Annotated in this window: 9 protein-coding genes, 1 other RNA gene and 1 pseudogene; 7 read left to right on the top strand and 4 right to left on the bottom strand. The window is 38.2% G+C overall.

The window, feature by feature from the left end:
• The first annotated feature begins 351 nt into the window (after positions 1 to 351).
• Positions 352 to 2,538, top strand: a complete 2,187-nt coding sequence (locus PTRA_RS11215) for a TonB-dependent receptor (RefSeq protein ID WP_058373828.1) — start codon at positions 352 to 354, stop codon at positions 2,536 to 2,538.
• A 74-nt stretch (positions 2,539 to 2,612) separates the two neighbouring features.
• Here the strand turns inward: PTRA_RS11215 and PTRA_RS11210 are convergent, their stop codons facing one another.
• Complete coding sequence (locus tag PTRA_RS11210) at positions 2,613 to 2,978, bottom strand: hypothetical protein (RefSeq protein ID WP_058373827.1); 366 nt, start codon at positions 2,976 to 2,978, stop codon at positions 2,613 to 2,615.
• 55 nt (positions 2,979 to 3,033) lie between these two features.
• Between PTRA_RS11210 and PTRA_RS11205 the strand changes: the two are divergent.
• Positions 3,034 to 3,577: pseudogene (locus PTRA_RS11205) on the top strand (GNAT family N-acetyltransferase).
• A gap of 117 nt (positions 3,578 to 3,694) precedes the next feature.
• Entirely contained in the window at positions 3,695 to 5,368 is a 1,674-nt protein-coding gene (gene ggt / locus PTRA_RS11200; protein ID WP_058373826.1) for a gamma-glutamyltransferase, read from the top strand.
• A 56-nt stretch (positions 5,369 to 5,424) separates the two neighbouring features.
• Here ggt and PTRA_RS11195 read toward each other — a convergent pair whose 3' ends face one another.
• Entirely contained in the window at positions 5,425 to 6,627 is a 1,203-nt protein-coding gene (locus PTRA_RS11195) for an aromatic amino acid transport family protein (protein WP_083497524.1), read from the bottom strand.
• Between the two features lie 220 nt (positions 6,628 to 6,847).
• Here PTRA_RS11195 and PTRA_RS11190 point away from each other — a divergent pair, with 220 nt between their 5' ends.
• Complete coding sequence (locus PTRA_RS11190) at positions 6,848 to 7,738, top strand: DMT family transporter (RefSeq protein ID WP_058373825.1); 891 nt, start codon at positions 6,848 to 6,850, stop codon at positions 7,736 to 7,738.
• Positions 7,739 to 7,748: 10 nt separating this feature from the next.
• Here PTRA_RS11190 and PTRA_RS11185 read toward each other — a convergent pair whose 3' ends face one another.
• Positions 7,749 to 8,627, bottom strand: coding sequence for a flagellar protein MotY (locus PTRA_RS11185; RefSeq protein WP_058373824.1), 879 nt, complete (start codon positions 8,625 to 8,627; stop codon positions 7,749 to 7,751).
• Between the two features lie 207 nt (positions 8,628 to 8,834).
• On the opposite strand from PTRA_RS11185, the gene rnt reads away from it, so the two are divergent.
• Positions 8,835 to 9,533, top strand: coding sequence for a ribonuclease T (rnt, locus tag PTRA_RS11180; protein ID WP_058373823.1), 699 nt, complete (start codon positions 8,835 to 8,837; stop codon positions 9,531 to 9,533).
• Here the strand turns inward: rnt and PTRA_RS11175 are convergent.
• Positions 9,517 to 11,142, bottom strand: a complete 1,626-nt coding sequence (locus PTRA_RS11175) for a DUF342 domain-containing protein (protein WP_058373822.1) — start codon at positions 11,140 to 11,142, stop codon at positions 9,517 to 9,519. The genes rnt and PTRA_RS11175 overlap by 17 nt on opposite strands.
• Positions 11,143 to 11,410: 268 nt before the next feature.
• On the opposite strand from PTRA_RS11175, the gene ssrA reads away from it, so the two are divergent.
• Positions 11,411 to 11,767: a transfer-messenger RNA gene (gene ssrA, locus PTRA_RS18825) on the top strand.
• Positions 11,768 to 12,316: 549 nt separating this feature from the next.
• Positions 12,317 to 16,075, top strand: a complete 3,759-nt coding sequence (locus PTRA_RS11170) for an EAL domain-containing protein (protein WP_058373821.1) — start codon at positions 12,317 to 12,319, stop codon at positions 16,073 to 16,075.
• Positions 16,076 to 16,087 lie beyond the last annotated feature (12 nt).

Raw genomic sequence — 16,087 nt, 5'->3', positions numbered from 1 at the left:
TATTCCTAAGTTCAGTTAATATAAATGGTGGAATAATGTACAAGTCGTTTGTTATTTAACTTAAATAGATTCCTTTAATTGTAGTATATGCAATAGAGTCTGTGGATTTATTTACCTCTTCATTTAAAAATTTAAGGTGAATGGCGTTTTACTGAATAATTTTAGCGAGAAGTTGCGGCGCAGCAGGATTTTTATTAATAAAATATTAGAAAATGATACATATCATCGTGTTTATATCATATAATTTACATCCAGAGGAAAGATGCTACAACGCATCTTTTTTTATGCCTACAATTTATATTTTATAAAAATATAACGCATAACAAAACCTATACCCTTTGGAGATTATTTTTGAAATTACGCAACCTCTCACCGTTAAGCTTAGCAATTTTTGCTGCACTCACTACTTCAGTAAATGCAGAAGAAACCAAAACAACAGCAAAGCAAGACGCGTTTGAAAAAATAGAAGTAACCGCTCGTAAACGTACAGAAAGTTTATTTGAGTCTCCAACCGCAATTACATCAATTGGTGCAAACCTTATTGATAAAGCCAATATGAGTAATTTAGAAGATATTGGTAAATATGTACCCAATTTAAATATTACTCGCTATGGCGTGGGTAACTCTGCGCATGCATCTGTGTTTATTCGCGGTATAGGCCTTCAAGATCATGTTATTACTACCGATCCTGGTGTTGGGGTTTACTTAGATGGTGTGTACTTAGGCCGTCAAATGGGGTCAAATTTATCGCTACCGAATGTTGAGCGTGTAGAAGTACTGCGTGGCCCTCAAGGTACTTTATATGGCCGTAATACTTTAGGTGGCGCGGTTAATGTAATAACCAAACAGCCAGGTGATGAAGGCATTTTAACAACGACTGCAAAAGTGGGTAGCCGCGGTCGTATAGCAGGCGATATTTACTTTAATAACGCATTAACTGATGACTTAAGTATGTCAGCAAGTGCGTCGTACAAGCAGCGTGATGGGGTAGGTACTGCGGTTAATTTAGCTAACCCAGAAAAAGAAATTGGTGAAGAGCAAGAGTTTAGTGGCCGTGTTGCATTTAAATACCAAGCAACGAGCGACCTTGCATTTACTTTTTCTTTAGATGGCGTTGATAACGAATCGGGTCAATCGCCTTATACTATTGAGCTTACCGCACCACTTGACCCAAATGATGAGAACAATGGCGACTTCCCATTATTAACACCAGACTTAATTCCGGTAAATCCAGATGATTTAGGCACAACCGTTGCTGGTATTGAATCAACTTCTTACTCAGGTTGGGGTACTTCATTTGCTGCTGATTGGGCAATTAACGACACTTATTCAAGTAAATTTATCTCAAGCTACCGTACCTCTGAATATGAAGGCGGTTTAGATGATGATGCATCAGCGCTTAATTTATCTGAGTTTCCAGAGCAAGGTGGTGCTGATCAATACTCATTTGAAGTTCAGTTAAACGCAACGTATGACAACATGGACTTCGTATCTGGCTTGTACTTCTTTAATGAAGATGGTTTTACCCGCTCAGAAGACTTTGTATTTAGCCCATATAATACGCCAGACAGTTTTGGCTTCTTCGAAATAAATCAAGAAACTAACTCTTATGCTGCTTACTTTAATGCCAGCTACGATTTAACCGACGACTTAAGCGTTGGTGGTGGCCTGCGCTACTCAAAAGATAAAAAAGAAGCGAATGCAATTTTTCCATCTTTTGCCGAACGTAAATATGTATCTGCAGACTTTGATGCTGTGACGTGGGATATAAATGCTTCGTACCAGCTTAGTAATAATATGAATGTGTATGGTCAAGTTCAAAAAGGTTACCAAACAGGCGGCTTCCCACCGCGTCCATTTGGCGGCCCTGATCAGTTTTCATCATTTGATGAAACAAAAGCAATTAACTACGAAATTGGCTTAAAAGGCCAAGTACACGAAAATGTATCTATGATGTTGGCCGTATTTGTAACTGACTACACAGATTTAGCGCTGCCATTTTCAGATCCTACTTCGGGCGGTGGTTTTGTAACTATCGTTGAAAATGCTGGTCAATCAAAAGCACAAGGTATTGAGCTTGAAACAACAGTAGCTATTACTGATGACTTTACTATTCGCAGTGCAGTGGGTTACTTAGATTCAGAAATTAGTGAAGTAGCAGCAGGCGTTCAAGGAATTGGTAAAGGCGATTCGCCTGCATTAACACCACGCTGGACTGTGATGATTGCGCCTTCATATTTTATGGATTTAAATAACGGTGGCACTCTGGCTTTTAATGCAAACTACTCGTATCGTAGTGAAATGCAAGGTCAGTCAGTATTTAACTACAGCGAAACAATTGATTCTCGTGAGTTAGTTGGCTTTAATATTTCTTACACTAACCCGTACGGCGATATGGAAGTAACGCTATATGGTGAAAACGTATTAAACGAAGTGTACGATGTAGGACGCTTACAACAAACTGGTTTTGTTGGCGTTATGCGCAGTAATGACCGCAGTGAATTTGGTTTAAAGTTCAAAAAAGACTTTGAGCTGTAAACTAATTAAACTAACGCATTTTAAACAAAAAAGGTAAGCCGCGGCTTACCTTTTTTAATATTAGTAGGGAAAAATTAATCTTTGTTAAGATCTTTACGTGCTTGCTCAATTTCTTCGGCAATTTCACGTGCTTTTTGTTTGGTTTTTTCGGTTAGCTCGCCTGCCGTTTCTTTACTTTTTATCCACGCGTCCACAGCAACTTCTTTGCCGTCATCGTACATATCTAAACCCATTGCTTTACTTTGCTGTAATAACTGATTTAGCGACTCGTCATGTTTAATTTCGTGAGTGGTTTCTTTTACTTTAGTCCACGCTTTATCTAGCTCTTGCTGCACTTGAGCACCGGTGTCTTTAGCGTCTTCTTTGATCTCTTTGGCATCTTCACACGCGGTTAATGTAATTAAAGTGCCTAATAATGCTAAACCTGCTAATTTATTCATGTGTAATTTTCCCATCGATATAAAATAATATTTAACACCATTATAAGTAACGAAAATGAACATACCCGTAACAAAGCGATTAAATTTTAAATTAATGGATAAAAATGATTGGCCGCAATTATATGAACTCGACCAAGATCCCGCAGTCATGCAATATTTAACCCGAGGTGTGCCCAGTTCCTTAGATCAAATAAAAAGCCGCAGTGTGCCGCAGATGCTGACTTATCGAAACGCAGAAAAAGGCTGGGGGCTTTGGCAAATTACAAAAAAAACAAAGCAATGCTTTTATAGGATGGATTCTAGTCAGGCCGATGCATTTTTTTAGCACTGCTCCTGATTATAGTGATATAGAAATAGGTTGGCGTTTTAAACAAGCAAGTTGGGGACATGGCTATGCCACCGAGGCTGCTACAGCGATTTGCCTTGAAATAGCTAAACAAAGTGAGGTTAACGCAATTAGCGCCACAGCAGTTAAAGATAACCTTGGTTCTATTAAAATAATGGAAAAATTAGGAATGCAATTTATTAAAAGCTATCTCGAGTGTGATGAATATGGCGATTTACCGGCTGTACTTTATTCAAAAAATCTCACGCTATAAATTAAAACGATGTATAAAAAGTAAGGCAAAATATGCTGCTTACTGATTGACCAACACTTTACTGCCGTGCATTAATGTACACAGATATTTTAATAATAATAACTTAAAGGATATGGTATGAATTTGTTTATTTCGCGTAGTAAATTAATCGCCAAAAGCATTTTAATTTTACAGCTTAGCGTATTTAGTGTAACTGCAGAGCAAATTACTCAGAGCGCCGTGGCAATGCCTGATGCGTTTAGTGCACAAGCAGCTAAAAGTATATTAGAGCAAGGTGGAAATGCCGTTGATGCAGCTATTACTGCGCAGTTCGTACTGGCAGTAACACTACCCGAGGCAGGAAATATTGGTGGTGGCGGTTTTATGTTGATCCACAAAGACGGCCAAGGAGACTTTATTGACTACCGAGAAACAGCGCCAAATGCTGCCCACCGAGACATGTATTTAGACGAGCAGGACGAGGTGATTGCTAATAAGTCTATTTACGGTATTCATGCCAGTGGTGTACCAGGTAGTGTTGCAGGTATGTGGTTAGCGCATAAAAAACATGGCACCTTAGCGTGGAAAACCTTATTACAACCTGCGGTAACTTTAGCAGAGCAGGGGTTTGTTGTCCCCCCTAAGCTAGCACAGCAAATTACACAGTATATTACTGAGCTAAAAAATAATGATATTGATGTTAATTTTGGCGATTATTTTGCAACCGCAACCGCTAACAAAGTATTTAAACAACCACAATTAGCCACAACCCTCAAACGCATACGCGACGAAGGCCAAGATGGTTTTTATAAAGGTGAAACTGCAAATATTATTGCCAAATTTATTCACCAGCATGGTGGTATTATAAATCAAGACGATTTAAAAAATTATACGGCAAAGTCTCGCACACCAATAACAGCAAATTGGAACGGCTATCAGGTTTTAACGTCGCCACCACCAAGTTCGGGCGGTATTGCCATATTACAGTGGTTAAAAATGTACGAGTTACAAAAACCTAGTACAGGGTTGGTGCATAACTCCACGCAGTACATTCATTTATTAGCTGAAATAGGTAAGCGTGTATTTGCAGATAGAGCAGAATACTTAGGGGATCCAGATTTTTATACTGTACCCGTTAATGCACTCACCAATATAGATTATTTAAAAAAACGTAGCAATGACATATCGTTAACAACCATTACAAGCACCGAAAGTATTAACCCCGGTCTGCATGAAAGCGAGCAAACCACGCACTTTTCAATTGTAGATAAAATGGGTAATGCGGTTGCCAATACTACTACAATTAATTTACCTTTTGGTAGCGGTGTTGTAGTTGAAGGGGCCGGTTTTATTCTAAATAATGAAATGGATGACTTTAGTGCTAAACCCGGAGTAATGAACGTATTTGGTGCAATTGGCGGTAAAGCCAACGAAATACAACCGCACAAGCGGATGCTCAGTTCAATGACACCAACTATATTACTGAAAAACAATACCGTTAAAATGGTTACAGGATCGCCAGGAGGCACTACTATTATTAGCTCAGTGTATGAGTCTATTTTAAATGCAGTAGAATTTAATATGAGCGCAGATGAGGTCGTTAATAGCCCCCGCTTTCATCATCAGTTATGGCCTAAAAATGTAATTAGGGCGCACTCTGGGCTTGAGAGTAGTGTAAAAGCACAACTCATAAAAATGGGCTATACCCTAGATGAGCGCCACTTTGGCGATATGCATGTAATTATTAATAATGCGGGTAAGTTAGATGCGGCATCTGAAAAAACAGGCCGTGGGGTATCAAGTGTATTTTAAACTGTAAAACGAATAGCCCCGAGTCTGTTTTTATCGGGGCTATTACAATTTAAGCTTTATCCAATTGGGGGTATTAATCCGGCCATTTGTAGGCCTTGGGCACTAATAATAGTTAAACCGCATAATGCCGCAATGGCTAAGCCAATATTACCGCTGCGTACTTTGTAACCTGTGTTTTGTGTACTTTTACGTTGCTTATAAACCATAGCTACAGGTAAAAAAACGGCCAAAATAACCAAGGCAATCGCTGCGTAGCCAAGCGCCATAATAAACCCTTGCGGATAAAATATGGCAAAACCAAGAGGAGGTATAAAGGTAATTAATGCCGTTTTAATTCGATCCGCTTTTGTATCTGCTTTTTTGAAAGTGTCGGCAAAAAAGTCAAACAAGCCTAAACTTACACCTAAAAATGAAGTGGCCAATGCAAGATCAGCAAATAACTTAACGGCAGTAGCAACGTTTGGGTTGTGCGCTATGCTCGCCATGCTTTGTACAAAGCCACTTAAACCTTGGCTATTGAGCAAATCATTTTGACTCATAATACCCTGGCTTAATATTTGCCAAAAAATATAAATACCTAACGGTAGCGTTGCACCCGCTATCATTACTTTACGCAGTGTTTTTACTTCTAATCCTACGTATTTAACAATTGAAGGAATAGAGCCATGAAAACCAAATGAGGTAAATACCACCGGAATAGCCGAGAGTATTAAGCCTTGCTCTACTGGCATTTCAAGTAAATGTTGGCCATGTACATAAGGCGTTAACATATAAAACAGGCTGGCAAGTACCACTATTTTTATTGAAAACAGCACTCTATTAAATTTATCGACCTTACTGGTACCCAGAGTTACCACACCAGCAATTAAAACTGCCAGTAAAACAGAGGCCAGTTGCGGTGCAATACTCACGTTAAACCCCGTGTTTATACGATCTTGAAGTTGTGCGCCACCACCAGCAATATAAGCTGCACACAAAGCGTAAAATAAAAATATCACCGAAAAGTTAGCTACATATTGCCCACGTTTGCCAAGCCAAAGTTTAGCTAAGGTATTTAGCGTCGCATCGCGAGGAGCATACTGATGGAGCTCAAGCATTAGCAGTGCAGTGTAGGTCATTAATAACCAACAACCGACAATTAATGTCAGCGCAGTGCTAAACCCTAGTCCGGCTGACGCTATTGGTAAGGCCAACATACCTGCACCTATGGTAGTACCTGCAACAATTAACATGCTACCTATTGTTTTATTTTTAAGCACTTAATGATCCTGATCAATCTTGAGAGGTACGCAAGATATAACTAGTTAACCAAAACTTAAATAGTTTTGTTATAAAAGAAATAAAATAAAGTGTAATCATCTATTTACAACTGTAATTTAAATGCATCTTTTATTAATATTAACTATTAAAAAAGTGCTTTAAGCGTATAGTTTATTTGAAGTTTTTTGAGTTTTATTATTAATAGCTAAGGAGCGGCATGTGCCAATTAAAGTATCGTACTTTATAATGGTTCTTATATGGTCAACCACACCATTAGGTATAGTGTGGAGCAGCGATACAGTATCGCCAACATTAGCGGTTTTATTACGTATGTTGGTAGGGCTTACTTTAGGTGCTGTAATTATAGCTATTACGCGTATTAGGGTGCCGTGGAATAAAAATGCCTGCTTACTTTATTTTTACTCTAGCATAGGTATTTTTGGTGGCATGTTACTTAGTTATATGGCGGCTAAAACAGTGCCCTCAGGCATTATTTCATTAATGTTTGGCTTAGCGCCTATTTTATCGGGCTTACTTGCCCAGCAACTCCTTAACGAGCCTAAGTTTAGTGCAATTAAGCTAATCGCACTTGCATGTGCCCTAATCGGATTATATTTTGTCAGCTATAACCAAATTAAGCACTCGCAAACTCAGGGGCTTGGTTTGTTATATGTGTTTATAGCGGTGTGTTTTTTTAGTTTAAGTGGAGTGATGATCAAGCGGGTTAAAATTGCAATTCATCCTATGGCAACTACATTTGGTGCTCTGGTGTTTGTAACACCTTTATTTTTTATTGCTTGGTTGCTGCTAGACGGTGAATTAAATATACAAAATTGGAGTGCTAAATCAATATGGGCTATTGGTTATTTAGGAGTATTTGGCTCATTGTTAGGAGCGCTGGCGTATTTTCATGTATTACAAAACTTAAATGCCAGTACTGTTGCACTTACCACGCTTATTACCCCAAGTTTTGCATTAGGGCTTGGCGCATGGCTTAATAATGAACCACTTAGTAAGGAGCTTATTAGTGGTGCGGTTATTATTTTACTAAGCTTAGGTGTGTTTCAGTTTGGCGAGCAAATAGTTAATCGAAGTAAGCAAAAAATATGATGCTAAAGCATCATATTTTCGCTATTTGAATTACTAATCTACGGTTTTTGTTGCGTCCTAAAATAGTATCGTTAGTGTCTACAAAGCGTTTTTCGCCTAACCCATCGGTATGCACTTTAGTTTCATCAACACCTAAACTAATCATATAATCTTTAATAGCTTTAGCGCGTGTTTTAGAAAGGTCTAGGTTATTCCATCGGCCGCCATAGCTATCGGTATAAGACGCTATATTAATTGACTCAATACTTGGATCATTTTTTAAGTATTCAGCAATTTTATCTAAACGTTGCTGCGAAGATTTAGTTAATTTACTGCTGTTAGACTGATAGTTCATTACCGTAAACGAAATATCTTCAAAGCTATATGGCAGTAATTCATCGCGGCATTGTAAAAAGGCCCAATAGGCTTGTTTAAAATTAACCCCCGACATGCCTACGGCAATTTTATCGGCACTATTTTGCCAGTCTTGATAATAAAAAGTAGGCTGATTACCTTTTTCAAGTTCGGTGAGCATTTCCCACGCGGTTTTATTACCCAGCTCGCCGTCAAACTTTTTAAGCAACTTCATGTCAGCTATATCGCGAACTGGCGTACCGGCTCGCCATGCTGGTGGCACTGCTTTTAAGCCCGCAATAGCGTAATTATCAGGGCGAACAACCATATCTAAATTAAAAGTAAGGTCTTTGTTTTTACTTGCAACAACATTAAATATGGCTTCGCCATAATATGGAACTTCATGATTTAACTGGCATTGTAAACGAGTGGTTTTAACTACTTGCCAGTTAGAGTTGTCTTGATCGGCAATGTATTGGCGCATAGCACCATAGCTGCTATAACTGCAAAGTGCGCTGGTAATACCCAGGCTAATAAATAACAACTTAAACTTCATTGGGGGTTCTCCAGTAAATCAGTATTGCCAATAATTTGGCAAAATACCGTGTAATAGCACTTAATAGTAAACAATACTGAGTAAGCTCTAACTGTAAAGCAAATTGCATGCCTATAGTTTTAGCTATAATTAATCAATAAATCCCCTAGCCGAAAGGCCCTCAATTTTGACATAATAGATGGCTTACACCTACAAACCAAGAAGACTATGGCAAATACTGAGCAAACACTTTTCGCAAAACGCTTTCGTGGCTTTTTTCCAGTGGTAATTGATGTTGAAACTGGCGGGTTTAATAAAGAGACCGACGCTTTATTAGAAATTGCAGTATCTGTTTTAAAAATGGATGACGAAGGATTGCTTAGCATAGATCACACGGTGCACTTTCATGTAGAACCGTTTGCAGACGCTAACATTGAACAAGCGGCCATTGAGTTTAATGGTATTGATCCATTTTCAGCACTGCGCGGTGCTGTGCCTGAAGAGCATGCAATTAAAGAAATTTGCAAAGTTGTGCGCAAAGCGCAAAAAGCAGCAGGCTGCCAACGTTCAGTTGTGGTTGCGCATAATGCAGCATTCGATCATGGTTTTTTAAATGTAGCAATAGAGCGCAATAATATAAAGCGCACGCCGTTCCATCCATTTGTAAGTTTTGATACTACATCGTTAGCTGGGCTTGCTTTAGGGCAAACTGTACTTGCCAAAGCATGTAGAGCCGCGGGTATTGAATTTGATAATAGCCAAGCACACTCAGCACTTTACGATACAGAGCGTACCGCTGAGCTTTATTGTTTAATAGTGAATCGCTGGCAACAACTAGGCGGTTGGCCACTAGCGCCATTAGAAAACACCGACACTGAGTTACAAGTAGATGATATTAACAGCGATGATGCTAAAACGCCTGAGTAATTTTACCTTCGCTTAGTTTGACTAAATGGGGCGGATAAATACGCGAAAACTGCTTAGTGTCTTTCGCTATTTTAAGCTCCACACCCGGATGCATTAAATCGTTAACTTTTAAGTAGCTGGTGGCCAGTAGTTGCATTATTTTATGCTTAATAAGCTGTTTTTGGCGCTGTAACTGAGCAGTACGTGTTTGTATATGCTGCTCATTAAGCTGAATTTTATCTAAAAATAATTGACGTTGCGCCGGTGTTGGGATTTTGTTGGCTTTAATTCGCGCATTCTTTAGCACAGCAGATTTATCAGCAAGCAGCTTTTCAAAGTCAAAAATTTCAGTTTGCTTTTCTCTCAGCTCAAACCAATGTTGTGCTAAAAACACCTTGGTTTTAGTTCCCGCAGGGGCACCCAGCTCACCAGTTTCAAGGCGCAGTGCATCTAATATATTACCGCCAATTACTTTGCCGCGCGGATTGTTCGCTTTTCCCACTCTAATTAATCGCTTAGCGCGTAAATCACAATGTAAAGCCTGGCGTTCAATAAAGAGGTCTTGTGCTGTTTCTATATGGCAATACTGGGCGTATCCTATACAAATAGTGCGCTGAGCAATTATGTGGCAACTAAATGCTTCATCAACTTCGCGCTTTCGGCCAATGGCACCTAGCATAATGGTTACTGCACCTTTACTGTGTATTGTTCCTGATTCTACAAAGCCTAAAACAGTAATGTCGCCATTCGCTTTAACATGCATACCGTCTTTAATATCACCACTAATAATTACGCTACCGGTAAAATCAATATGGCCGGTACTTACATCTACGTTATCAAAACATAACACGTCATCCACGCGCATTCCGCGGGGTAGGGCAACTGGTACGCCTTTGCAATCAGCTATTAATATATTTGGGTTATTAGGATCAATTTTGGTTCCCTCAAAAGGCTGCAATTGATGCTCTTTGCCGGGCTTTGCCAAAATAATATCGCCAAATACAGTATAACCATCTTCACCTAAAGTAGCCGCAACTCGCTGCATAAGTGGCGTGCCTGGTTTTACCGTAATAATTGCCCCCAAATTTTTCATATCAACTTTACCGCCTTCCTTAGCTTGCGGGCTAAGTACACGATCTTGTGCGGTTGAACACAAACGTACAAATTTGGCGTCAAGGCCTTTTTTAGGGTTACGGCCATGCGCTATAATTGCAGAATATTCGCTTCCTGCAGGGTGCTCAAATTGTTGCCCTAAAAAGTTATCTAAGGCTTGTGGGCTTATGCCCTTACTTATACCTGCATCAAAAAGTGCTTTTTGTGCGTCTTGCATTGATAGCAATACACCACCTTTCGCCGTTTTAATCGTTGCCTCGGCTACCATATTTTTGTCATCAATATTAATAGTAATAGCGGCATTAATTGCGTGTGCAACAATTAACGATTCGCTTTGATAATTTTTACTTTGCGCAAATAACTTACTAATATTGACAGCTATAATCTCAAAGTCGCAATACTGAGATTGCTCTATCAATGTTATTAACTGTGTTGTTGTTGCTATAAAACCACTGTCTATCGGATGCTTTAATAAAGACAAGTACCCTGTTTGTTGATTAAATGAAAAAACCGACATTTATAAATTCCCTACGTAATATGCCTGTTATTATTTTATTTTTAATATAAAGATTAAAATTTGTTATTAGATAAATTTAATCCCCTATTTGAGCACAAAGTAGAGAAGGTGTTAAGTAAATGTTACGCTCAGTTTGAGTTGATTGCATGGTTTTGCCTGTTTAATGCACAGCAGTACCTAGTAAATAAAATAAAGCGTCGAAGGCCCTTGAGTATCAGCATGTTACTCGGTTATACTAGCCGTACGCTCTGAATGAGTTACTAATTCAGGGGCTGATTAGGATTCGACGGAATTCAAGAAGCCCAAGGTGCATGTCGAGGTGCGGTTTGCCTCGTTAAACAGCCGCAACCTAAAGTAATCGCAAACGACGATAACTACTCTCTAGCGGCTTAGGCCAGCTAGCGCTCCTTCTATGTATTCTTGTGGACTAGATTTTGGAGTGTCACCCTAACACCTGATCGCGACGGAAACCCTGGCCGGGGTTGAAGCGTTAAAACTAAGCGGCCTCGCCTTTATTTACCGTGTTTGTCCGGGACTTAAAGGTTAATTAAATGACAATACTAAGCATGTAGTACCGACGGTCGAGGCTTTTCGGACGGGGGTTCAAATCCCCCCAGCTCCACCAATATCGGTTTTTAGATTCGTTTGTCTAAAAACCCTAAAAAACCCGCAACTTGAGTAATCAAGTTGCGGGTTTTTTTATGGAGCATTTCTAAGTAAGTTCGTAAAATAGTAGCTAGACTGTATAAAATTATTTTTAAATGGTATTAAGATAATTGCTTTTTATTTTAGTAACCCTGTAAATTACACTAATGATACAAAAAAATTCATTCACATTTTGATTTAAATGGAATTAATGTGTCAACTCCTCCTGTTTCCCTATGTTGGTTTTTAAATTTTATTGTTAACTATTAAGAACAATTAGTGTTATCTGGGTATTCGGCTTTTTTACTACAAACCATAGGTTAAATTTTTTTCTATAGTTCTCAGTATCTCAAATTTCATACACTTTTATCTTGAAAGTCGTTGTTATAACGAACAGTGACATTGTGTATTTTAAGTAGTACATTAAGTAATTGTATATGTTTTGTTAGCAAAGAGTGCTTAATCTACTGCAAATTAAAGATAAAAATAATACTGGGTAACTTAGATTAATTCAATGTAGAGGTACAGGATGCACCTTATTTTAAAATTTCTTCAATTTATTTCTTTAGCAATATATTGCCTATCTGCATCTGCAAATACGTCAGATTACATTTTCAAACACCTTACTCTTGAAGATGGCTTACCCTCGCTAGAAATACTGCAAACATTTCAGCAATCAAATGGCTTTATTTGGTTTTCAACCTCTAGAGGGGCGATCAGGTACGATGGCTATTCTTTTAGGCACTTTTATTTTTCACCAAGTTCGACTGATCATATTTCTAATAATTTTGTAAATAAAATAGCCGAAGATAAAACCGGTAATCTCTGGCTCGCTACTGAAGATGGGTTAAACCGAATTAACATTGATGGCAGCATTGATATTTTTAAAAGAGATGATGGTTTACCGTCAAGTTGGATATTGACTCTTTTTATTGATTCAAAAAACCGACTTTGGATTTCAACAGGAGAAGGGCTTGTATTATATAAACCAGACAACCAGGCTTTTCAAAAAATCACTGCAGCAACAGACAAGAAGGTTACTGCAATTACAGAAATGGCTAATGGAGATATTTTATTTGCAACGGAGAGTGGACTGAAAAAAGTTTCTTCTGATGAAGAAGGTATTAAAGCAATAGTAACCACTCACCCAGAATTAGAACTATTAGGAAATTATTACATAGTTAATCTAAAGTTACTGAGCAATGATTGGGTCGCTATAGCTACTGAGTATAATGGTTTATTTCTTGTCAACTTTCAATCAGATGAGTTTCATCATTACACTCAGGCTTCAGGGTTAATGGAAGATGCAGTTAGTTCTATCGAGCAAGTAAGCAAAGATCAATTATGGGTTGGGCATTACACTAAAGGTATGTCGGTATTAAATTTAGCATCGGGTAATATTTCATCGGTGCAAAATAGACAATTCGATGCTTATTCTATTGTTAGTAACACTATCAGAAATATTTATCAGGATAAGAGTGGTATTGTCTGGATTGGGACTGACTCCGGTGTCTCAAAATTATCTCCTCAGCAACGTGGCGTTCATATTTACAGAGCACTGCCACATGGAAAAGGGCTCTCTGGAAGCTTTGTATTTACTGCCACGCCGCATAAAGAAAACAACACTTTAGTTTCTAGTGATGGCGGTATTGATTTAATAAACAATATCAGCCGAGAGATCACGCCTAATTTTTTAAACGTTTTGAATTCTGATTCTGTAAAAGTTGAAGATATTTGGTCTTTTGCTAGTAGCAAAAGTGAAATATGGATGGCTGCAAGTTCTGGTTTGGCGCTATTTGATATAAAACAACAAGCTCTCCACTTTTTTAGTAATGCTAAAGATAATAAGTTTGAGCTACCAAACCAGTCAATTTACACTGTTTTAGCTGAGCCAAAGGGAGGGGTTTGGTTTACTGGTTACAATAATGTGGGGTTAAGTTTATTTCATCCAGATCAAGGCGTTATCAAACGTTTTATGCATACCAATGAGAGTAATTATACCAAAGAGGGGAACTTTACAAACGAAACTATTTTGTCTTTACGCGGTGAAATATGGATGGCCACTACGGACGGGGTGTTTAGGGTGAATCGTGAAAGTGGCGCTTACCAGCATTATAAATTAGGTGGTACCGTAGCTAAGCGTGAATATATTAGGGTTTCTTCTATTCGAGAAGGTAAAGAGGGGGTGTTTTGGATTGCAACACAAGGGTTAGGTTTAGTTAAAATACAGACCAAAGCTGATTCAGTAGAGGTAGACATCACTTATTTCACTACCGAGCAAGGAATGCCAAGTAATGAAATTACGGCGCTTGCTGTGAGCGAGCAGACAATTTGGCTTACCAGTAACCGCGACTTAATAAAGTTTACTATCGCATCGCAAGACGTTCAGATATTTAAAAACTTATTTAATATTAATAACTTAAAGTTTATGTTTGCCAGCGCATATTTATCAGGCAATAAGTTGTTGATTAGTTCATCGAAAGGTTTAGTTGAAGTAGACACCAATGAAATAGCGTTAAGCCAATATTCTCCGCAAGTCGAAATTACTAAAGTATTATCGAATAAAGAAAGTGTGTACCAAAGTATAAATAAAAAAAGTATGGCTGATAATTACATTCAAAAATTAGCAGACGGAAATATTGAGTTTCATTTTGCCGCGCTTGATTACGTTAACTCAGAAAATAATAGTTTTAGTTATAGATTGTTAGGATTTGATGACCGCTGGAGCAATGTAAGCACTACTCCCCAAGCTTTTTATAGTAACCTTTTACCAGGGTATTATACCTTTGAAGTTAAAGGCACTAATAGCGATAATTTATGGAGTAATAATGTTGCTCGGTTAGATGTTTATATTGCTATTCCATATTGGTATTACATGCTCGCTAGCCTATTATTTCTTATTGGATTTATTATTTTGTTGTTTATTCTTAGCAGGCGCAAACAACTAAGAGTCTTAGAGTATCAACTGCGCCACGATACGTTAACAGGCCTACCTAATAGATTTGATTTTCAGCAAAAAGTTAGTGATTTAGTTTCTTTACCAAAATGTGATTTTGCTTTGGTCGTTCTTGACTTAGATAATTTAAAAGATGCAAATGATATTTATGGTCATAAGGTGGGTGATGAATATATAAAGCAGGCATCTAAAAGAATGCAAGAAAGTGTGGGAGAGCAGGGGTATCTAGCGCGATTAGGAGGAGATGAATTTGTGCTGTTACTTAACCTCAATCAGCATGACAAAGATTATTTTAAAGTGATTGGCCTTATAACGAGTAATCTGTGTAAGCCGTATCAATTTGATGATGTAACTGTGAGCGGGTCAGCAAGCTTAGGAGTAGCCATTTATCCAAAAGACGGCAACAATGAACACGAATTATTTATTCACGCAGATAGTGCTATGTATGCCGCTAAAAAAGCCGGGAGAAATCAGGCTTATTTTTTTAATTCGCTGCTCAAAAATAAGTTAGCTGAAACAATTAAAATTAAAACTAATCTAAAAGATGCATTACGTAATCAAGAGTTCGAATTATATTATCAACCTAAATTAAACCCAATCAACCGTTGTATAGAGGGTTTTGAAGCATTAATTCGTTGGATCCATCCGGTCGAGGGTTTAATACCTCCTGATAAGTTTATAGATGAGGCTGAAAATAATGGTTCCATAGCCCAGATTGGTAAATGGGTAATTGAAACTGCATGCGAACAAGCCGCAGATTTACATGCCAGAGGACTGTTAAAGGGAAATGTGTCAGTTAATGTTTCTCCCAAGCAGTTACATACTAGCGATATAGTAAATATTGTGCGCAATGCGCTTAAAAGCAGTTCGTTACCTGCGGAAAAATTGGAACTGGAGATCACTGAGTCTTCTTTAATGGACGAGAGCGATAAAACTTACACGCTATTAACTAATTTAAAAAATATAGGGGTGAGTATTGCTTTAGACGATTTTGGCTCTGGGTATTCTTCGTTAAGTTATTTAACTAAATATCCTATATCCACTTTAAAAATAGATCGGAGCATTATTAATTTAGCATCGGAACAAAAGGCATCACTGTTAGTATTGCGTAACATATACTCATTAGCTCACTCTATGGGTATGAAGGTTGTTACTGAGGGGGTAGAAACTGAAGAGCAAGCCAGTTTATTACTGCAGTATAAAGACGATTTAGTACAAGGTTTTTTGTATTCTAGGCCTGTTCCGTTTGCAGATGCAAAGCGGTTATTAATTCAAAATGCGGCCGTTACTGATTTTCCATCAGAGCCCAGTGGCTCTGCTGAAAATAGCTGATAGTTAGAAAGT

The organism is Pseudoalteromonas translucida KMM 520 (assembly GCF_001465295.1).
In the GTDB taxonomy this organism is placed as follows: domain Bacteria; phylum Pseudomonadota; class Gammaproteobacteria; order Enterobacterales; family Alteromonadaceae; genus Pseudoalteromonas; species Pseudoalteromonas translucida.
This window is presented reverse-complemented; position numbering and strand designations above follow the sequence as displayed.

Bases quoted from the DNA above. Each gene is read 5' to 3' on its own strand.
- PTRA_RS11210 (WP_058373827.1), bottom strand. From the start codon at position 2,978: ATGAATAAATTAGCAGGTTTAGCATTATTAGGCACTTTAATTACATTA.
- ggt (WP_058373826.1), top strand. From the start codon at position 3,695: ATGAATTTGTTTATTTCGCGTAGTAAATTAATCGCCAAAAGCATTTTA.
- PTRA_RS11185 (WP_058373824.1), bottom strand. From the start codon at position 8,627: ATGAAGTTTAAGTTGTTATTTATTAGCCTGGGTATTACCAGCGCACTT.
- rnt (WP_058373823.1), top strand. From the start codon at position 8,835: ATGGCAAATACTGAGCAAACACTTTTCGCAAAACGCTTTCGTGGCTTT.
- PTRA_RS11175 (WP_058373822.1), bottom strand. From the start codon at position 11,142: ATGTCGGTTTTTTCATTTAATCAACAAACAGGGTACTTGTCTTTATTA.
- PTRA_RS11170 (WP_058373821.1), top strand. From the start codon at position 12,317: ATGCACCTTATTTTAAAATTTCTTCAATTTATTTCTTTAGCAATATAT.